This window comes from Bacteroides xylanisolvens XB1A (assembly GCF_000210075.1).
Classification (GTDB): domain Bacteria; phylum Bacteroidota; class Bacteroidia; order Bacteroidales; family Bacteroidaceae; genus Bacteroides; species Bacteroides xylanisolvens.
Window position 1 is genome coordinate 5,351,382 of record NC_021017.1, and the last position, 20,310, is coordinate 5,371,691.

13 protein-coding genes and 3 pseudogenes are annotated in these 20,310 nt (G+C 40.5%); 3 read left to right on the forward strand and 13 right to left on the reverse strand.

Annotation, left to right across the window (positions count from 1 at the left end):
* Positions 1 to 295: 295 nt before the first annotated feature.
* The 3 genes from BXY_RS20970 to BXY_RS20980 all read right to left on the reverse strand — a co-directional run bounded on the left by BXY_RS20970 (position 296) and on the right by BXY_RS20980 (position 4,281).
* Positions 296 to 1,882 (reverse strand): ATP-binding protein, encoded by a 1,587-nt coding sequence (locus BXY_RS20970; RefSeq protein ID WP_015532893.1) that lies wholly within the window; start codon positions 1,880 to 1,882, stop codon positions 296 to 298.
* A gap of 682 nt (positions 1,883 to 2,564) precedes the next feature.
* Positions 2,565 to 3,770 (reverse strand): cupin domain-containing carboxymuconolactone decarboxylase family protein, encoded by a 1,206-nt coding sequence (locus BXY_RS20975; protein WP_015532894.1) that lies wholly within the window; start codon positions 3,768 to 3,770, stop codon positions 2,565 to 2,567.
* A gap of 115 nt (positions 3,771 to 3,885) precedes the next feature.
* Positions 3,886 to 4,281: a putative quinol monooxygenase gene (locus BXY_RS20980; RefSeq protein ID WP_015532895.1), complete on the reverse strand. Its 396-nt coding sequence runs from the start codon at positions 4,279 to 4,281 to the stop codon at positions 3,886 to 3,888.
* Positions 4,282 to 4,466: 185 nt separating this feature from the next.
* On the opposite strand from BXY_RS20980, the gene BXY_RS20985 reads away from it, so the two are divergent.
* Positions 4,467 to 5,378, forward strand: coding sequence for a helix-turn-helix domain-containing protein (locus BXY_RS20985; RefSeq protein WP_015532896.1), 912 nt, complete (start codon positions 4,467 to 4,469; stop codon positions 5,376 to 5,378).
* Between the two features lie 157 nt (positions 5,379 to 5,535).
* Here the strand turns inward: BXY_RS20985 and BXY_RS20990 are convergent, their stop codons facing one another.
* The 6 genes and pseudogenes from BXY_RS20990 to BXY_RS21015 all read right to left on the reverse strand — a co-directional run bounded on the left by BXY_RS20990 (position 5,536) and on the right by BXY_RS21015 (position 11,461).
* The gene (locus tag BXY_RS20990; protein ID WP_008025517.1) at positions 5,536 to 6,111 is read right to left on the reverse strand and encodes a sugar O-acetyltransferase; all 576 of its coding nucleotides are present in this window, start codon (positions 6,109 to 6,111) and stop codon (positions 5,536 to 5,538) included.
* A gap of 85 nt (positions 6,112 to 6,196) precedes the next feature.
* A pseudogene (locus tag BXY_RS23825) lies at positions 6,197 to 7,113 on the reverse strand (EamA family transporter).
* Positions 7,114 to 7,183: 70 nt separating this feature from the next.
* Positions 7,184 to 8,341 carry a MalY/PatB family protein gene (locus BXY_RS21000; RefSeq protein WP_009039856.1) on the reverse strand — a complete coding sequence of 386 codons (1,158 nt, stop codon included), beginning with the start codon at positions 8,339 to 8,341 and terminating at the stop codon, positions 7,184 to 7,186.
* A gap of 3 nt (positions 8,342 to 8,344) precedes the next feature.
* Positions 8,345 to 9,208 (reverse strand): DUF3737 family protein, encoded by an 864-nt coding sequence (locus BXY_RS21005; RefSeq protein WP_015532899.1) that lies wholly within the window; start codon positions 9,206 to 9,208, stop codon positions 8,345 to 8,347.
* 55 nt (positions 9,209 to 9,263) lie between these two features.
* Positions 9,264 to 10,295 carry an alpha/beta hydrolase gene (locus BXY_RS21010; protein ID WP_203462529.1) on the reverse strand — a complete coding sequence of 344 codons (1,032 nt, stop codon included), beginning with the start codon at positions 10,293 to 10,295 and terminating at the stop codon, positions 9,264 to 9,266.
* A 398-nt stretch (positions 10,296 to 10,693) separates the two neighbouring features.
* Entirely contained in the window at positions 10,694 to 11,461 is a 768-nt protein-coding gene (locus BXY_RS21015) for a class I SAM-dependent methyltransferase (RefSeq protein ID WP_015532901.1), read from the reverse strand.
* Between the two features lie 178 nt (positions 11,462 to 11,639).
* Here BXY_RS21015 and BXY_RS21020 point away from each other — a divergent pair, with 178 nt between their 5' ends.
* Positions 11,640 to 13,397: a 1-deoxy-D-xylulose-5-phosphate synthase gene (locus BXY_RS21020; protein ID WP_015532902.1), complete on the forward strand. Its 1,758-nt coding sequence runs from the start codon at positions 11,640 to 11,642 to the stop codon at positions 13,395 to 13,397.
* Positions 13,398 to 13,566: 169 nt separating this feature from the next.
* On the opposite strand, the gene BXY_RS21025 is transcribed toward BXY_RS21020, so the two are convergent.
* Positions 13,567 to 14,457 (reverse strand): helix-turn-helix domain-containing protein, encoded by an 891-nt coding sequence (locus BXY_RS21025; RefSeq protein WP_004304051.1) that lies wholly within the window; start codon positions 14,455 to 14,457, stop codon positions 13,567 to 13,569.
* 155 nt (positions 14,458 to 14,612) lie between these two features.
* Between BXY_RS21025 and BXY_RS21030 the strand changes: the two genes are divergently transcribed.
* The gene (locus tag BXY_RS21030) at positions 14,613 to 15,284 is read left to right on the forward strand and encodes a YczE/YyaS/YitT family protein (RefSeq protein ID WP_015532903.1); all 672 of its coding nucleotides are present in this window, start codon (positions 14,613 to 14,615) and stop codon (positions 15,282 to 15,284) included.
* Between the two features lie 156 nt (positions 15,285 to 15,440).
* Here BXY_RS21030 and BXY_RS21035 read toward each other — a convergent pair whose 3' ends face one another.
* The 3 genes and pseudogenes from BXY_RS21035 to BXY_RS21045 all read right to left on the reverse strand — a co-directional run bounded on the left by BXY_RS21035 (position 15,441) and on the right by BXY_RS21045 (position 20,308).
* A complete protein-coding gene (locus tag BXY_RS21035; protein ID WP_208946886.1) occupies positions 15,441 to 18,731 on the reverse strand; it encodes a S41 family peptidase in 3,291 nt (1,096 codons plus the stop codon).
* A gap of 17 nt (positions 18,732 to 18,748) precedes the next feature.
* Positions 18,749 to 19,573 (reverse strand): annotated as a pseudogene (locus tag BXY_RS21040) (MBL fold metallo-hydrolase).
* Between the two features lie 252 nt (positions 19,574 to 19,825).
* Positions 19,826 to 20,308: pseudogene (locus BXY_RS21045) on the reverse strand (flavodoxin family protein).
* Positions 20,309 to 20,310: the final 2 nt, after the last annotated feature.

Sequence of the window (20,310 nt, forward strand, 5' to 3'; positions counted from 1 at the left end):
CATATCATATCAAAAATTAGTTCGCAAGCCTGGTAGCCAATTAACATCTATTACATTTTCGAACAATCTAAAATATGAAAAATAGAACATCGACCGAAAGTTGTCAAAGGAAACATTAAAATCAACGTATATATCACATAGAGAACGGAATAATGGAAGAGATAAGCTATCGTTTCCTTCCTCATCCTTCCAAAAAGATTTCTAAAAAAAACGCTCAAACGGATGCCGTTTTACCGTTTGGGCGTTACTTTTGGGGTTTGAAATTATATACTATACTTTTATTATCAATTCCCTACTATCCTTCTTCCTCTACTAACCATCGACTCAAATTGCGTTCTTCCTTACTGAACTCTGCACCTATTTTCACTATACGGCAACCATTAGTAGTATAAGGTATGAGATAGCCGCGATTATCAATCTGCGCCAATGCTTCTTCTGCGGTACCGTTTAGCTTAAATTCGAAGACATAAACAGCATTTGCTGTTTTCACCACAGCGTCAGCACGTCCCAGGGCACTTTGCACTTCGGCGTTAATAAACTGCCCCAGTAGTTTAAAAACAAGATAGAATACCACTTGATAGTGACGCTCTGTCTTATCATTCAGTTCGTAGGGGAAATCGGCAAAGAACGCACGAAGGCGGGTGAGGAAAACCTCAACATCTCCTGCCCTTAGTTCTTTTACAAACTGTCCGATATAAAAGGGGGCTTTCGATTCATCCAACGAGGTATAAAACGGAGTGATAAAATTAAGAAAGCCATACTTCACCTCATCATTGGGGTAACCCAGCTTGTAGAGACGCAGTTCTGTATCATATCCTTTAATGGTCAGATAGCCGCTTTGATAAATCATTGGCACAGGGTTGTTTACGTCAGCACGGTCGTCGGTAAGAGAGGCGGCAGTTACTTCCAATCCGTCCAGTTCACGCAAATCATAATGGGTCTTCTTCAGCATTTCGGCAAGGAAAGTGGGTGTTCCGCTGGCAAACCAGTAATTCTCAAACATCCCGCTCCTAAGCACATTCAGTATGCTGAACGGATTGTACATACCTTCCTTACGGACATAGTTGAAATGATATCCGTCATACATACGAGTAAGGTATGCCATACAATCTTCTTTTGTCAAACCGTTCCTTTCTGCCAACCGTTCCAGTTCCGGGACGAAATTGGCTTCAATTTCCGGGCGGGTCATACCACAAAGAGCATTGTATTGCGGGTCGAAGCTGATATCGATCAGTTGGTTGAGAGTGCTGAATATACCCATTTGAGCAAATTTGGTCACTCCGGTGATAAAGACGAAGCGCAACCAGGGGTCTGCTGATTTCAGTACAGTATAAAAAGCGGTGAGCATTTCGCGGAACTTGTCTTGTAATTCCGGATTATGCATGGAGCGAAGCAGCGGTTTGTCGTACTCGTCAATAAGAACAACTACGCCACGACCTGTTTGTCGATAAGCTTCTTTAATGACTTGCATGAAACGACCGGAATAACTCAAACCTTCCTCACTGGTTCCATAGACTTTTTCCCAACTACGAAGCTGCAATTCAAGTCCGTTTCTCAATCCTTCTATTTCAGAGTAATCCTCGGCATTAAGGTCAAGATGCAGTACAGCGTGTTCGTTCCATTCTGTTTCGAGCTGCTCAATGGCAAGTCCTTCAAAAAGCTCTTTCTTTCCACAGAAATACGCTTCCAGTGTAGAAAGCAGCAGACTTTTGCCAAAACGACGCGGACGGCTAAGGAAATACGGATTGCCCGTTGAGGCAAGTTCGTAGACAAATGCTGTTTTGTCAACATACAAATAGCCGTCGCGACGAAGTCTCTCAAAACTTTGTATCCCGATAGGCAGATTGCGCCGAGGCCCTTTCAAACGGTCCATGATATCCATAACTTCTTCTCTTTATAAATGAAACCTTTGCAAAGATAACAAATCTTGCAGTGAATTGATCATCAAATATGAGGTTTTATTATCTCGTCCTGCAAAGTTTCCGACAGATAAAAACAGGTATTCAAAGTGCATTTCAAAACAAAGCTGATAGATAACATAGAGTAACAATAACAAGAATAGTGGAGAAACTATATTTTATAAAATTAAATTACCCAGTCAATATATCAATTATTATTATCACAACCACACAAGTTTCTATCCTTTAGAGAAAGGTTATACAAAAAAGATAACAACCTACCACATAAACATAAAGAGCGTTATTAATAAATACTGTGACCGTTTATTATAAACGTCCCCCCTGTTTATTATAAACTTTAAAACCTGAATTTGCAAAAATATATTCAATAATAGGTTACAAAAAAGGCTGCGAACTCTGTAAAGTTCGCAGCCTTTGGGCTATATCTGTTGCCTTATCCCCTAGTATAAGCTAAGGGAATGAGCTAAGTTCGTTGTAATATTATACTATTTTCCATCCATTTCATATCCATATTCCGTCTGTTTTTTCATTCAGTATTCATTCGTTTCATACTTTCCCGGACTACAAATATATAACATTAAAAAGCGTTTGTCAAGTCCCGGATAGATTTTAATCGTTATCTTTGGGGATGCATCAATGTCTTTATTACTTTTCCGGAATCACTTCGTTCAGACAGGCTATGGCATTGAGTGTGCGCGGATAACCAATAAATGGCAAGAGTTGCGTTACGACTGCCAGCAACGTATCTTTATTATTCCCTACGTTGGCATTTCCCTGTATGTGACTTTTTACCTGCGATTCACAGCCGCCTAAAGAAACAAGTATCGAGAATGTAATCAGTTCGCGGGTCTTTACATTCAGTCCGCTACGTGTCTGATAGTCGCCGAAACAGTTGGCGGAGAGGTAACGTTGGATGTGCTTCTGATTGTCGGGAGCGTTCTTATGCATCTGTTCTATCCGTTCACCAAATATGGATTTCTGCAATTCCAGTCCCTTATTGAAACGTGTTTCGGATGATACAACCGATTGTCCTTCCAAAGGAAGACGCACGCCACGGGCGAGCAATATATCATTGGTGATACCGATAAAATCTCTGACCTTAGCCATGCCCGCATAGGCTACTGACTGGTAAAGGATTTCTTTTATTTCTATCGGAGCAATGCCTTCATTAAGTGCGCTTTCGAGTGTGATGCGGTATTCGGCCTGCGCTTGTGAAGCAATATTGGATGCCAATGTTACCATAAGACGGGTTTTAATGTCCAGTGCACCGTATTCTTGCACTTCTTTTGTAAAATTACTAAATATATCGTCCAATTCAGGATCGGTAGCTTGCAGTCCGATTGCTACGTTACCTTTCGTTGCTTCGGCATACTGTTGGTCATCCACTCGTTCCAACCATGTATTCTGGTTGGTCTGCGGATTGCATCCGATAGCCAGATGTGAGAACCAACTATCGGGAGCGGCGCCATGCCAATGTTCGATGTTCGGAGCAATTTCAACCACATCACCGGGAAGTAAACGGCGCGCCGCTTTACCACGTTCCTGATAATATCCCACACCGCCGACGGCAATCAGGAGTTGTCCACCCGTATGGCTGTGCCAATTATTCCGGCAGCCAGGCTCAAAAGTAACGTTGGACATGGGTACATTCAAGTCTTTGTTACCAGTCAGCGGTGCCAGCCAAGATCTACCCGTGAAATATTGTTCGAATCCTGTATTCGCTTTTCCTACCGGAAATGCGCTGATGTTTTGAGGTACTTCTTCTTTTTTCATATTCTGTGCATTTATAGATTGCATCGGGATTTGCATCATTCCGATGGCTGTTACAATAATAAAAAACAATTTTCTCATATAACTACGTATGGTTTATTATTTATGAACTCTCTGATAATGCAAAGTTAGCTATTCTGTTCCAACTCTTTATGATACAAATTACGGATATAGAAACCAATATTACTGATTCAATTTACTTAATCTTCAGCCCAGGAATGAGTGGAGTGGTATCTACCAGTTCGAGCGACTGCACCATATCAAGCGTTTCTTTTTTATATTTCTGAAAATGAGGCGTAGCAATATGGCTTTTATAAGCTGCTTCATCAACATAAATTTCAAGAATTGTCACATGGTGGGGACGTTCTTTCTCCGCTACGGCATAGAGTACCAGCACACCTGGTTCTAATCGCATTGAGGCTTCGATTTCTTCCTTCAGATAAGCATTATATTCTTCCAGTCGTGCCGAATCGACTGTTATGCGAGACAACCGTACTTTATTATTTTCGGTGGCAAACCGCTCAACCGGTTTAATGATGCTGGCCGAAATAGCGGCAGCAAACAATAGAAAAGCAATCAGTAACTTTTTCATCTTGATAACTTATGATAGTTCGAATTTCAGTATTAAATTACCGATTACAAAGTTACTGGGAATCATCCACCCCGGATGTAGACGATTTACGGATATTTATACCCCAATCATGGATTTTGAAGATGGAGAACTAATTTTATGGATAAAAGAATTATATTTGTAACCTACTAAAAGCAGACAACGCTATGGAAGAGAATTATAAAGACGAAATGATTGTAATAGATAACGTGAATCGTTATAACGAAATCTTCGGACTTGAAACCAAACATCCGTTGGTCAGCATCATCGATCTCACCAAGTCCACCACATGGCCTACACGCGCATGGTTTCGCTATGAAGTGTATGCGCTATTCTTGAAGAATGTAAAATGCGGTGATATTAAATACGGTCGTCAATATTATGACTATCAAGACGGAACCATTGTCTGTTTTGGCCCCGGGCAAATTACTGATTTGGAATTAATCCAAAACATTCAGCCCAATGCGCACGGCCTCCTATTCCATCCCGACCTCATACGAGGCACTAGCCTCGGACAAGAAATAAAAAACTACTCATTCTTCTCTTACGAAACCAATGAAGCACTCCATCTTTCTGAAGAGGAGCGACAGATAGTAATGGATTGCCTGCAAAAAATAGCAATCGAGCTAAACCATGCTATCGACAGACACAGTCGCCGCCTGATCTGTACCAATATCAGATTGCTGCTTGATTATTGTATGCGCTTTTACGAACGGCAGTTTGAAACCCGAAACAAAGTTAACAATGATATTATCGTCCGCTTCGAACATCTGCTCAATGAATATTTTGAAGGAGATGCTCCGCAACATTTAGGATTGCCATCGGTCAAATACTTTGCCGACAAAGTATTTCTTTCTCCCAACTACTTTGGCGATATGATTCGTAAGCAAACTGGTAAAACCGTCTCCGAATATATTCAGGATAAAATGATTGAACTGGCAAAAGAACAACTCTTGTCTTCAGATAAAACAACGAGTCAGATTGCCTACGAAATCGGATTCCAGTATCCACAACATCTTAGCCGAATGTTTAAACGAATTGTCGGGATGACTCCTAATAAATTCCGCACGCAAACCTGACATCTTAAATACAGAGATATAGCGTCATTATTAGATCACCACATTCCTCCCTAATACTCCCCGTTCACGTATTTTTTACGTTATGAATGGGAAGTGCTTAACATAGCATTACAAGTGACTTTTTTACTGACGAGATAATACGAATATTAAAGAAGCGTCAATACTCTATCTGTTTAAGGATTCTACACGGATTGCCAACCGCCAGCACATTGGCCGGAATAGACTTTGTGACAACGCTCCCTGCCCCAATAGTTGTATTATCGCCAATAGTTACTCCCGGAAGAATGATGCATCCTCCACCAATCCACACATTATTGCCAATAATCACCGGAGCTGTCTGTGACTTCCAAAAAGTACTGTTTTCAGAGGTTCTTTCCGATGCCTTTGTAGAATGAAAAACAGTATAAATATGTACTCCCGGCCCAATCCCCGAATTATCACCGATAACAATCTTGTTACAATCAAGAAAAACGCAATTCATATTAATCTCTACATTCTTCCCGATATAAATATTCTCACCATAGTCCACAAAGAAAGGAGCACTAATCCAGACATTATCCCCCCTTGAACCGATTAATTCATCTAATAAATCAGAAATTTTACCTGCATCAGTAGTGAGAGTATTATTATACTCCTGTTGAAGTTGCTTTGCTTTATGCCATCTGGTCAGTAACTCATTATCAGCACAATCATAAACTTCTCCCGCCAACATTTTTTCTTTTTCTGTTTTCATTTCTCAAATTATTGGTTTATTCATCCTGATACAAATATAAGGAATTATATTATCGAAATGATATAAGATGTACATCGTTTTCTATTTATTGCGCTTTACGCTTCCGACCTATCAACATCACTCCCAACAGAATAACCAGCAAACCGGAAACCTGAATAAAAGTAACCTGTTCGTTTCCTAAAAAGACTCCTAAAAGAACAGCAATAAAAGGATTGACATAAGCATGTGTCCCTACCTCCGCAGCCGGACGCACTTTCAACAGCCAAACGTATGCCGAATATGCCAGTAAAGAACCGAAAGAGACTAAATAAAGCAGGGAGAGCCAGCTTGTAACCGAGACTTCACGCAAATCGGCCTCCCGAACATCTCCATTGATAACAGCACAAAGCCAAAACATTCCACTGGCAAAAAGCATCTGCCAGGCAGAACCGGCAAAAGCATTCACTTTTTCTTCACGAGAAGAACGATATTTGGCATATAGCGTTCCCAAAGCCCAGGATATGCACCCGAAAATAAGGAGCAGAATACCACGCTCACTATACGAATGTAACCATCTGACATTGAGTTGCTCTGCATAAAGCATCACTACCCCTCCGAAACCAATCAAACCTCCCATTATAGTAAGTGGATTACGGAAATTAGTACGCCACATCGGGACATCCAACAGCAAAATCCAAAGGGCTGTGGAAGAAGCGATAATGGCTACAAGGCTACTCGTTGCGCCAACATAACGACAGCCATATCTACAAACAACAATACAATGCCACTAACGGCGGAACGTTTTACCAAGCTTTTCTTTATAATTTGTTCTCCCCGCAAATAACAGATTCCCAGAAGTATAATCCCGGCAGCCGTAAACCGGAGCGCTCCGAGAAGGAAAGGCGAAAAGTCTTTCAAGGCCACACCGATAAAAAAATAGGTGGAGCCCCAGACTACATAAATGAGAAAATAGGCAACAACAATACCTACCGTATTCCCTTTCGAACAATTCAGACTTTCCATATTACTTCTTTTCATTCGTATTTACGGGGAGTGAGAAGGGGGATCTCTCAATAAACTGACAATTATTTTATTATTTCAAAGCCCGCTTCAATCTGTTTAATCCATCTATCAACCGCTGTCGCGGACAGGCAATATTGATACGGATAAATCCTTCACCAGCCTCTCCATACAGGCTGCCTTCGTTCACCCAAAGTTTTTCTTTCTTCAACAAGTCTTTGACTATTTCCGCTGACGCCTGATGCAGAACCGAACAATCTACCCAAACTAAATACGTACCTTCCAACATCATTACAGGAAACTCCGGAAGATAGGTCTCGAAATAACCTTTTAAATAGATGTAATTCGCAAACAAATAGATTTTAAGTTCTTCCAGCCATTCTTCACCCTCATTATAAGCAGCTATCAACGCCTCCACTCCAAAAGGATTCACATCACAGACTTCATTTATATTAATCGCTTTATCTATCCGCCTCCGTACATCTGCATCTGCGGAAATGATATTGGCTATCTGAAGTCCTGCCAAATTAAAGGCTTTGCTAGGCGAAACAAAAGTGACCGAGTTCAGTAGGAATTCTTCTGATATAGAAGCAAAAGGAGTATATTCATGCCCCAGAAATACCAATTCACAATGAATTTCATCCGCAACCACAAACACATTATTTCGAAGACAAATCTCACCTATCCGCCTTAACTCTTGCTTGCTCCACACTCTTCCGGCAGGATTGTGCGGATTGCATAACAACAGAAGTTTTACCTTCGGGTCTGAAGCTTTCCGCTCCAAATCATCAAAGTCAATCTGATAGCCCCTGTTTCTATATACCAAAGGATTGGCAATCATCTCGCATCCGTTATTACGGATAGAGGAGAAAAAACAGTTATATACAGGTGTCTGCACCATTACTTTATCTCCGGGCAGCGTTAATGCTTTAATCACAGCAGATATTGCCGGCACAACACCGGTGGTGTAAATAATCCACTCTTTTTCCATCCGCCAGGCATGCCGTTGAGCAAACCAATTTAGAACTGCCTCGTAGTATGCATCAGGTACACGTACATAACCGAAAATCCCATGTTCCACCCGTTTCTTCAATGCCTCCACGACAGGGGGAGCCGTACGGAAATCCATATCAGCTACCCACATCGGCAATACATCCGCATCTTCAGCCGAATCCCATTTATAAGAATTCGTTCCTCTGCGTGGAATAATTTCATCGAAATTATATTTCATATTTCAATTAAAACAGGTTAGATCGTCCCAAAGTTTCAATTCACAATTTGCTGGTGATTTAATATTTTCGTCCAAAATGATTGCTCCGAAACTTTCGGCAACAATACTTCCCGTACGAGGATTTTTTACGCAATGAACGGGACTTTTAATCGTTGCCTTCACACTACTGTGTTCAAAAGCAAGGTCAGCATCTTCCGCCATCGTACAATTTTCCATCACCAGATCATGTGCGTAGCAAAGCGGTTGAGTCCCCGAAATCCTGCAATTTACCAGACGTAAGTTTTTAGAATGCCAGCCCAGATATTCTCCGTTCAGCTCGGAATCATAGACTGTTACATTTTCCGTATTCCAGAAAGCATCTTTGGAATTGATAACTGCATTATGGATTTCTACATTCTTGCAATATTGGAACGAATAGTTCCCGTTTTGGGCATAGTTTTGTATCTTAATATTCTCACTGTGTATAAAAAGGTAATCCGCTTTATCAATCTGTACGTTCTTCAGCTCTATATTACGACAATACCAAAACGTTTCCAAAGCATTAGGCAACTGCACGTTTTCGAGTTTTATTCCGTCCATTTCACGAAACATCTTCGGTGCTTCTACCAAGGTATCTGCCATTTGCAGACTTTGAGAGTACCATAGAGCAGCACGGGCTCCCTCTGTGAAGAGACAGTTTTTCACAATGAATCCGTTGGTATGCCAAAAAGGATATTTTCCTTCAAAGCGACAGTTGATTGCTATAATATTACTACATTCTTTCAATGCAGATTCACCGGCGTGAATTGTTACATCTTCCAGTTGAAGGTCGTGGGTCGCGAACAGAGGACGTTCGCCTCCATATTCTTTATTTCTTATTTGTTCCATTAGTTTATTCTTTAATCTGTTATTTCAAAAGTTACATTTACACTTCCTGTTATCACTATTTCTTCAGATACTCCTTGAAGAAAGATTCCAGCTTGTCAAATGGTATAAGGCTTACACGGTCGTAAAGGTCTACGTGTCCGGCGCCGGGTACTATATACAGTTCTTTAGGTTCGGCGGCCAATCGGTAGGCGTCTTCACTAAATTCACGTGAGTGGGCATTTTCACCGGTGATGAAAAGCATAGGACGGGGTGAAATAGTCTCAATATCTTCGAAAGGATAGAAATTCATAAATTTCACATTGCTTGAAAGTGTAGGATGAGTGGTGGTCATAGGAGTTGCTCCGTCGGGGGTAAATTCTCCTCTTTGTGTACGGTAGAACTCATAGAACTCCCGTTCAATCGGACTGGACTTTTCTGTCAGTTGATGTACGGTGCCACCTGTATATTGAGTTTCTCCACCTAAAAATTCAGCATAACGCTGTTCTGCCGCTTCAGCCATTATTTGCTTTCTCTGTTCCAATGTCAATGAGTGTTTTAACCCGTTACGGCTAGCCGTACCCATATTGTACATACTGATTGTCGCAATGGCTTTAAGGCGAGGGTCTATTTTCGCTGCACTGATAGCAAAACTTCCACTGCCGCAAATACCGATTACTCCAATCTGATTCCGGTCGACAAACGGACGGGTACCTAAAAAATCAACTGCGGCACTAAAGTCTTCCGCATAAACTTCCGGCAGAACAGCATTGCGCGGCTCGCCTTCACTCCCACCCCAAAAAGACAGGTCTATGGAGAGTGTTACAAAACCCCGTTCGGCCATTTTCGTTGCGTAAAGGTTCGCGCTCTGTTCCTTGACAGCTCCCATTGGATGTCCGACAATGATTGCAGGGTATTTGTCCCCTTCTTTCATATTCTTAGGCAGAAACAAATTTCCGGCTACCTTCATTTTATACTGGTTGGAAAAAGAAACTTTCTCCACACTTACCAAATCACTTTTATAAAAGTTATCTGCATCTGTCTGTGCAGAAGAAAAACTAGTTCCAAGCATCATCATAAATACAGTTGTTAATAATAAAATCCGTTTCATATCTCTTATTTTTAATTATTAAAGAATTGATTATCTATTTTCTACGTTGCAAAAATAGGGTGAAATAAAGAGACTGTATGTAGATGAATTACTGACATTATTACCCGAATTACAGATTCTATTTTTTATCAATCTGCTATAATATCTATTCTAACCTATTTAAGGAAATGAAGTAAGTATCAAAACCAAGGAAGCCAAAGTCAGACTTCCTACTTTAGCGAACGCCAAATTTATTACGAGAAGTAACTAAAGAATCATTAAACAAAATGAGAAAAGTCGAAACTGAAAAAGAATTCTGATGAGTACTTCCAGTTCAAAAGGATAAAGACAGCCCCAAAAGGCCTTTAGGCAACCACGCTACCATACTATTACATTTTCACTTATTTATTAATAAAATCTCAATACACTAAGTCACATTGACAAATAAATATCTGTTTTGCCGAATTATCGTCAAATGCCTCTTCTTCAAATCCGCCATACTTATGAATAATATGAAAACCATTCCATTCCAAATATGAATCTAACTCTTGAGGGAAGAACATTCTCATATCCAGATTTTGAATAGAGTTAAACTTGCCATTGATAAAATAATGCCATTCGATACGGTTAATCTGAGTTTTATTTTCATATCGCATTGTCTGCTTTATCAATACTTCTCTACCGTCATCGGTTGTATATGCAGCAATTTCTTTCTGCTCTTTTTCACCTTCAACTATATATTGGATATTCGGATTAAAACAATCAAACAGAAATAAGCCACCGTCTTTGAGGTGATTCTTAACGACATTAAATACCTTAAATAAATCTTCATTCTTATATAAATGATGAATTGAATTAAACGGAATAAAGATAAAGTCGTATTTTTCCGGCAAATCCAAAGTTCTGATATCTGCCTCGATAAAACTTATTTCTAATCCTACTTCGGAAGCTTTAATTTTTGCCTGGGCAAGCATTGAAGGGGTATAATCAATCCCAGTAATATCATATCCTTCCTTTGCAATGGGCAGAGTGAGCCTGCCCGTACCACAACAAAGTTCAAGTATCCGTGCATCCTTGTTTTCCGGCAGCCATCGCTTATAAAAGTACCAATCATCTAGATTGGTATTCATTGCATCATAAATATTTGCATCATAAATTAAATCGCCCACTTTATAATCACTATTCATATATGTTGTCCTCCAATATATATTATCTACTATTTTTATGTTTATCGTCAGTCCTATTTTCCAAGGTCGGTAATATAGGTAAAATAATCCGTAATCTATATACAAATCGAATCTAAAATCAGCAGTATCTTTGCAGTGTGATAAAGATAATAGGTATAAACGTAAAAAACAAATTGATATGTATTTAGAAAATATTTACTCTCCTGCAGACGTAAAGAAGTTATCGTTTAAAGAACTCAATGATTTAAGTAATGAAATCCGTGCATCACTCCTGCAAAAGTTAAGTGAACATGGCGGGCATTTCGGCCCTAATTTCGGAATGGTGGAAGCGACTATCGCTTTACATTATGTATTCAATTCACCGGAAGACAAGCTTGTTTTTGATGTATCGCATCAGAGTTATGTACATAAGATGCTGACCGGACGGAAAGATGCTTTTCTCTATCCGGCAGAGTATGACAACGTATCCGGTTATTCCGAACCACAAGAAAGTAAGCATGATTTTTTTGTTATCGGTCATACTTCCACTTCCGTCAGCCTGGCTAGCGGATTGGCGAAAGGACGCGACCTGACCGGTGGCAATGAGAATATCATAGCCGTGATAGGCGACGGTTCCTTAAGTGGCGGCGAAGCATTTGAAGGATTGGACTATGTGGCGGAGCTTGGTACAAACATGATTATTATTGTCAATGACAATCAGATGTCTATTGCCGAAAATCACGGTGGACTATATAAGAACCTGAAAAAATTGCGTGACAGTAACGGTCAGTGCGAATGTAATTTCTTCAAGGCTATGGGATTGGATTATATGTACGTGAACGACGGCAATAATGTGGAAGCATTGGTTAAGGCTTTCTCTAAAGTGAAAGATATTCAGCATCCGGTAGTAGTACATATTAATACTCTGAAAGGGAAAGGTTATAAACCTGCAGAACAAGATAGGGAAACTTTTCACTGGCTCACTCCTTTCAATATAGAAACCGGAAAACCAAAGTTTGCCGAGGATGCGGAAGATTATAGCGAAATGACTGCCCAATATCTGCTGAAAAAGATGAAAGAAGACAAGCGAGTGGTAACAATCACTTCGGGTACTCCTGCCGTTCTCGGATTCACTCCGGACCGCCGCAAGGAAGCTGGCAAACAGTTTGTAGATGTCGGTATTGCAGAAGAACACGCAGTAGCTCTTGCTTCGGGTATCGCAGCCAATGGCGGAAAACCTGTTTACGGAGTGTATAGTACATTTATCCAACGTTCATACGATCAACTTTCGCAAGACCTCTGTATCAATAATAACCCGGCTGTTTTATTGGTATTCTGGGGAACACTGTCCGGAATGAATGATGTAACTCACCTCTGCTTCTTCGATATTCCGCTCATCAGCAATATTCCTAATATGGTTTATCTGGCACCGACTTGCAAAGAGGAATATCTTGCTATGCTAGAATGGAGTATCCGCCAAAATGAACACCCGATTGCAATCCGTGTGCCGGCAACAGATGTAATTACTTGTGGGGAACCGGTGGAGACTGATTATAGTGTTCTCAATCGCTATAAAGTAACGCATCGTGGATCGAAAGTAGCCATTCTTGCTTTAGGTTCGTTCTATGGATTGGGACAGTCGGTTGCATCACTTCTGAAAGAAAAAGCCAATATTGACGCAACACTCATCAATCCGCGTTACATCACCGGTGTAGACAACGAACTGATGGATGAACTGAAAGCAGATCACGAATTAGTGATTACGTTGGAAGACGGTGTATTGGATGGCGGTTTCGGTGAAAAGATTGCCCGTTATTATGGTGCTACAAACATGAAAGTTCTGAACTTTGGAGCTAAAAAAGAATTTGTTGACCGATATGATATACAGGAGTTTCTCCGCGCCAATCATCTGACAGATGAACAGATTGTAGAAGATATTACAACACTGATCGGTTAAAATCAAACCCATTCACTATATATTCAGATAGGTTGATGTATACGGTCTTTAAGGACAGTTGCATCAACCTACTTCCATTTTCATTCAAATCAGCCAACTTATTATTTAAATTCATTATATTCCCTATTCAGTTCAGTAATTCCCCATTCAGTTCAGCAATCCTTTCCGTTCAAATCAATAATCCTTTCCGATAATTCAACGGAGTCTGTCCCGCATTTCTTTTAAAGAACTTACAAAAACCGGCTGCATCACTAAACCCCAGTTTAGCAGCAATCTCGCCAACCGTAAATTTGGTAGAACTCAATAAAGTACGCGCTTCCATTACTAACAATTCATTAATAAGGCTATTGATAGTCTTACCTGTTCCAAGACGTACAATGCGTGCCAGGTACTGTTCACTAATAGCCAGTTTATCCGCATAAAAGCTCACGAAATGTTCTTCCCTGAAATTACGAGTAACGAGTGCATGAAATTCTTGCAGAACGTGGTCTTTACGACTGATCTCTTTTTTGATAACGGTCTTTCGGGAAAGAAAATCTGCTATATCCAAAAACAGAGAATTGCACGCTGCCTGTATACGCCGGAAAAGGAAATGATGTTCAATATTCATCAGATGCATCAATACTTCCAGCTCCTTATGGATGATTTGAGCTTCGTACTCCGTCAACTGAATCGTATATTGCTTATTCCGTCTCATGGTTGCCAACAGAATTGCCGTGATTTGTGTCAGATAAGAATCGTCCGTCCGCATGGATTCGGAAAGGGCAAGAGTGATAAATTTAATATCCCGACTTGAATAAAGATGTTCCGTGAGATAATTTGCTCCGTGAATAAGTAACATATTCGGTTCTATCGCAATAAACTCTCCATTCAGTAGAATTTCCGAACGGCCTTCAAGAACGAATATCATATAAAGCTCCCGATTGAAATAACATTCATTTGCCGGATAACTTCTGTCTTTATATTCACTCCGGAAACAGACTACCTCCTCTTTATAATGAGGAAGTTCAGGATGCTCCTTCAATAGTTGCGTATTATCAAATATACGAGATTTTACCATTTACACCTTTATTTTATGACGTAAAAATACGATTTGTTTCGGATATGACAAAAACTGTATGGAATTAGATAATCTATTTCAGAGTAAAAAACAAGACCTTTGCATATCCTTTTCAATACATGAGAAAGGAATCAATAGAAAGAGGTTAAAAAGACATGGAAATGAAAGAGATTTTTAAGAGGTATTTAGTGTTTGTTATCGGACTCTATTTTCTAGCGGCAGGTATCGTGTTGATTATACGCTCGGCATTAGGAACTACTCCCATATCGAGCATCAATTATGTGTTAAGCCTGAATAGTCCTTTATCGTTGGGTACTTGCACATTTATCATCAACATGGTACTTATCCTGGGACAATTTTGGTTAATCCGAAAGAATAGAACCCGACAGGATATTATTGAAATTCTTCTTCAACTACCGTTCTCTTTTATCTTTTCGGCATTCATTGATTTCAATATGATGCTGACAAGCGAACTGCATCCCGCTAATTATGGTATGTCGATTGCTTTATTACTTACAGGATGCATGGTGCAGTCTATCGGAGTAGTGCTTGAACTGAAACCAAGAGTAGCCATGATGAGCGCAGAAGCATTTGTGAAATATGCATCCCGCCATTATAACAAGGAATTTGGAAAGTTCAAAGTTTATTTTGATATTACTTTGGTTACATTAGCCGTGATTCTCTCGCTCCTGCTGACTCAAGGTATTCAGGGAGTACGCGAAGGATCACTCATTGCCGCTTGTATAACGGGGTATATCGTCAGCTTCCTAAATCAGAAGATAATGACTAGAAAAACTCTCCATAGATTACTGCCGGTCTGGAAGTAAGCCCTATATCTATTTAAAATAAACGCCTTATAAAAGGAGTCATATAAAAAGGTCAATATAAGAAAATTGCTATAAAAGAAAGTCGCTTCTCTGTTAGAATCTGATTGATTCTTTCAAAGAAGCGACTCTTTATTTTAGATATAATTATACTCGTATTTACTTCTTCTGACTATCTATCTCTTTCAGAAGTTCATCCACAGCCACCTTTAGTTGGGTATCCTCTCCTTTGACTACTGTTTCCGGATTATTGGCAACCTTTACATCCGGTTCCAATTGGGTATTTTCCAAATAACTGCCGTCAGGCAAACGATAACCGACGATAGGAATACCAAAAACCAGTGAAGGATCTTGTAAAGTTTCCCAGGACACACTTGTCATAGTACCTGGAACAGGCATACCAACAAGTTTGCCAATCTTTTGATGTTTATATACCCACGGAGTTCCGTGTGCATTCGAGTAGTTGGCCTCACATTGCAACATAATGGAAGGTTTGTTCCAGCGACGACTCGGCATATCACAGGCTTCACGTCCGCGTACCACCTGTGTGAAGTATTTCTGACCACTGAACAGTATTTCAATATCTTCATGCAGACGGCCACCACCGTTGAAACGGGTATCAATCACAATGCCTTCGCAGTTGTTATATTTTCCCAGAATGTCCGAGTATACAGTACGGAAGCTGTCATCTCCCATCGACTGAATATGAACATATCCCAAACGTCCTTTCGACCATTTTTCAACATCTGCCGCACGTTGTTTTACCCAACGTTTGTATAACAATCCATTCAGTTGCCCGTTGGTGACCGGTATCACCACTTCTTCCCAACGCTCTTTACTTTGTGGATTGTAGATTGAAATCAATGTTTTCTTCCCTGCTTTATTATTCAGCAAGCAGGTTATGTCATTATCGAGAGTTATCTCTTCTCCATTAATCTTTTCAATGATGCAACCAGCCTTTACTTTGGTACGTGAATGATCGAACGGACCTTTTTCTATTACTTCGGCAATCTGCATTCCTTTTCCCTGATAATTCCAGTCGAACAAGAGTCCGAGATTAGAAGTGACATCTCCTTTTCCTTTGGGAGAATAACGTCCTCCGGTATGTGAAACATTCAGCTCACCCAACCACTCACTCAATAATTCTGCAAAGTCATAATTGTTATCAATATGAGGCAAGAACTTACGATAAGCATTAGTCATAGCATCCCAGTCAACTCCGTGCATATTGACATTGTAGAAACGTTTTTGATGCTGTTTGTACACATGGTCAAACATCGTTTCACGTTCGGCAGCCAAATCCATTTTCATTTCAGCCTGATAGCTGATGGACTTCAACGCATCCGACTTGGCATCCATCTTTTGCATAATCCGGCTTCCCAACAAAAAGATATCTCCTTTTTTGTCCAGCATCAACGATGCCCAACCGGTATTAAGTTTGTGCAGACGCTTCGTATCTTTTTCACGGAGATTCATTTTCCAAAGGTCATATCCATCTTCGAACGCAGAGAAATAGTAAAGATCTTCCCCGTCTTTTGAAAGTATGGCACTACCCAAGTCGGATGAATTGGGAGTCAGACGTACGATACGGTCTTCAATGCCGTTCAGCTCGACAACTAGCTCTTTTTGATCTGCCTTATCCTTGTCGATCTTGTCTTTGTCAGCATTTCCTTTATCTGCTTTTTCCGCCTTAGACTTCTTTGCGTCTTTCGTCTTCTCATCGTCTTTCTCCTTTGCCTTCTTCTGTTCCTTTTCAAATTCTTTGAGTAATTCGAAATCTTCCTTACTCAAACGGTAACGATCATAAGCATCCTGATTGAGAAACACCAACATCACATCTTGCTGCGATCCCCAGGAAGCATGCGCACGCATACCATAGCGTTCGGTTTGGAAAAGAATAGCATTCCCATCGAGTACCCAACGCGGAGCACCACTGATATATCCACTATTTGTCAGATTAGTAGTTGCCCCTCCCTGTGCGCTGACAATGCCTACATCCGAATAAGGATCGTGGCGGTTGCCTATAAATTCGAGAGTGAACCATTTACCATCAGGCGACCATTCGTAATCGAATCCACCTCCGGTGTTATACCATGTAGAACCATCCGTTACCTGACGTACCTTTTTTGTTTTCAAATTGAGTACCATCAAACGATTACGGTCTTCGATAAAAGCCAATTCTTTGCCATCCGGTGAATATTGCGGATAAGCACGTTCTACCGTTTTGGACGGTAGTAATACTTCCTCTTCAATAAGAGTGGCATTAGGGAAATTCGGGTCTTCCTTACGACTTATTTTGGCGGTATAAAGTTGCCAATTACCGGTTCGCTCGCTGGCATAAACCAGTGTCCGATTGTCCGGAGCAAAAGAAACGGCAGCTTCTTTTGCCGGAGTATTTGTGATTTGCTTGGTGGTAGCATAATCAGTTGAGGTCACAAACACATCACCACGTACAATAAAAGCAACTTGTTTACCGTCCGGAGATACAGAAGCGGAAGTTGCTCCCTGCGAGAACTTAAGTGTAGCAAGCTGCTGCTCATCATCACGGACAAGTTCTACTTTTACTTTTTCCGGACGTGCACCAGACTTCTGTGTGTATAACTCACCATCATAGGTATAACATAAGGTACCTTTATCGCTGACAGATAAAAAACGTACCGGGTGAGTTTTGAAAGTAGTCACAGCTTTCACTTCCTGTGGGGTATTCAAAGGGAAAGTATACACATTGAAAGAACCTCCATCACGCTCACTTAAAAAATAGACAGCATTACCATCAGGTGCATACACAGGATTACGGTCCTCTCCTCCCCGGTTTGTCAGGTTCGTATGTTTTCCCGTTTGGGTATTATATAACCAAATATCTCTCGTAATGGAAGAAGTATGATGCTTTCTCCATTCATCCTCAAAACCTTTACGATCCTGATAAAGAAAATTCTTCCCTGTTTTATCAAAACAGACCAGTTCGGCAGGAGTGCCCAGCACTTGCTCGGTACGTCCGCCGGCAACAGGAACTTTATATAATTCCGTCATTGCTCCTGTAGGAAACAGGGCACTGCTTGCCGGATCCTGTATAGAAGCAGAGAAAAAGACATACTTTCCATCCGGAGTAAAAGCCGACGGTATTTCTGATGCAGAATGATAGGTCAATCGCCGGGCGGCACCTCCGTCAGCAGGCATGATGAATATGTCAAAATTTCCATTCCGGTCACTGGCAAACGCAATTTGCTTGCCATCGGGCGACCAAACCGGATTGGCTTCATAAGAGGTTTGTGTGGTGAGTTGAACAGCTGTTCCTCCTTGTGCAGGGACTTTATAAATGTCACCTTTGTAACAAAAAACAATTTCTGATCCATCCGGTGAAATACGTGTATCACGCATCCACAAAGGAGTAATTGCATAGCTGGATAATGCTGATAGTACCAGCGCTAAAGAAGTTATTAGTTTCTTCATATCAAATTATTATAAATTTATTCCGATAAATCGGTTTGAATTAGTTTTCCCGTGTAATTATAAAATGTGCTGTCACCAAAATCTTTATAAAAGAAGGCATATTTATCCACTCCCGTACAATGACAAACGCCAATCTGTCGGGGAAGATATTCCTGTAAATAATCTGCAATGACCTGATATTTTTGTTTTTCCGCGTTATGGATATGAAAACCTCCCAGAAGTAACTTACAAGGAGATTCGGGAAAGACAGCCTGAACCGTACGCAAAATATTGGTTATTCCCCGATGAGAACAGGCACTTAATACGGAAAATCCTTCCGGTTCCACCAATACCACCGCCAATTCATCCTGAAAAGTATCCGGTATTTTGCATCCATCTTCTTGCTGAACCCAAAAACGTTCAAAATGGGTATCTTCCTGATTTATAATATCAATAGAGGGAAAAAGGGAAAAACTCCGGGAAGCAGTTCGGTCTGCTCTGTAATAAAGCGGAAACGGGAACGATCGAGGTTTTGTGTATGCATCATCCCGTTCTCACGTTCATCCTTGAATTTAGGAGAAAAAAATCTCACTCTTACAGACAACGGTTGCCTGCGTATTCAATTCCAAAAAATAACGTAGTCCGCCCGTATGATCGTTATGACCATGAGATAATATCAAATAATCGACTTTTTGCAAGTCAATATGCAACAAGCGGGCGTTACGGATAAACAAGTCGGATGCTCCCGTATCGAAAAGTAATCTATGTTCTTGAGTCTCGATATATAGAGAAAGACCATGTTCTGCCTGCAATTTACGTCCATAGACACAATTCTCCACAAGAGTCGTTATTTTATAGCCCATGATACTTAGTTAGTTATCAAACGAATTATACAAAATAAAAAGTTCTGCCACAAAATTATAATAATTCTGTGGCAGAACAAGCAATCCAGTCAATTAAGTAATCGTAAAAAGGGGAAAATCTGGAAAACATAACCGTCTTTTCCAGATTTCCCGTCAGGTTTTAAAAGTTAAGTTCAAAACTATATCTCAAATATTCGAACAAATCCATTTATCATATTCCTTATGAATATCTTTAATATGGAAAACAAACAGTTACACCATCTTTCCCATATTATATACTTCCTGCATGTAGGGAGTATCTTTAATCTCTCCTACTTTCCATGCACCGATGCCATAGACTGTCCCTTTTTCCTGTGGTCCTTCCAAGCAATCGAGGAAGCCACGGAAGCCGTCGATAGTACGCTCCATCATTGCTTTATCGTTTTCTGCTGCCGCAATAATGAAATAAAATTCCTTATTAGTTATTTCCGTATAACGTGCGCAACAACGGTCAATCATAATCTTCATCTGCCCGGACATGGTATAGAAATAAACAGGAGTTGCCATTACAATCACATCGGCAGCAATCATCTTCTCCACGATTTCCGCTGCATCATCCTTCTACGGACAAGGTTTACCGTACATACTGCAAACACTACATCCCGTACAAGGATGAACCGTTTTGTCTTTCAGAAAAATCTTCTCTACTTCATTGCCCGCCTCGATAGCACCTTTCATAAATTCATCACAAAGCAAAT

Coding starts and splice junctions, on each gene's coding strand:
- BXY_RS20970 (WP_015532893.1), bottom strand. CDS start 1,882: ATGGATATCATGGACCGTTTGAAAGGGCCTCGGCGCAATCTGCCTATC.
- BXY_RS20975 (WP_015532894.1), bottom strand. CDS start 3,770: ATGAGAAAATTGTTTTTTATTATTGTAACAGCCATCGGAATGATGCAA.
- BXY_RS20980 (WP_015532895.1), bottom strand. CDS start 4,281: ATGAAAAAGTTACTGATTGCTTTTCTATTGTTTGCTGCCGCTATTTCG.
- BXY_RS20985 (WP_015532896.1), top strand. CDS start 4,467: ATGGAAGAGAATTATAAAGACGAAATGATTGTAATAGATAACGTGAAT.
- BXY_RS20990 (WP_008025517.1), bottom strand. CDS start 6,111: ATGAAAACAGAAAAAGAAAAAATGTTGGCGGGAGAAGTTTATGATTGT.
- BXY_RS21000 (WP_009039856.1), bottom strand. CDS start 8,341: ATGAAATATAATTTCGATGAAATTATTCCACGCAGAGGAACGAATTCT.
- BXY_RS21005 (WP_015532899.1), bottom strand. CDS start 9,208: ATGGAACAAATAAGAAATAAAGAATATGGAGGCGAACGTCCTCTGTTC.
- BXY_RS21010 (WP_203462529.1), bottom strand. CDS start 10,295: ATGAAACGGATTTTATTATTAACAACTGTATTTATGATGATGCTTGGA.
- BXY_RS21015 (WP_015532901.1), bottom strand. CDS start 11,461: ATGAATAGTGATTATAAAGTGGGCGATTTAATTTATGATGCAAATATT.
- BXY_RS21020 (WP_015532902.1), top strand. CDS start 11,640: ATGTATTTAGAAAATATTTACTCTCCTGCAGACGTAAAGAAGTTATCG.
- BXY_RS21025 (WP_004304051.1), bottom strand. CDS start 14,457: ATGGTAAAATCTCGTATATTTGATAATACGCAACTATTGAAGGAGCAT.
- BXY_RS21030 (WP_015532903.1), top strand. CDS start 14,613: ATGGAAATGAAAGAGATTTTTAAGAGGTATTTAGTGTTTGTTATCGGA.
- BXY_RS21035 (WP_208946886.1), bottom strand. CDS start 18,731: ATGAAGAAACTAATAACTTCTTTAGCGCTGGTACTATCAGCATTATCC.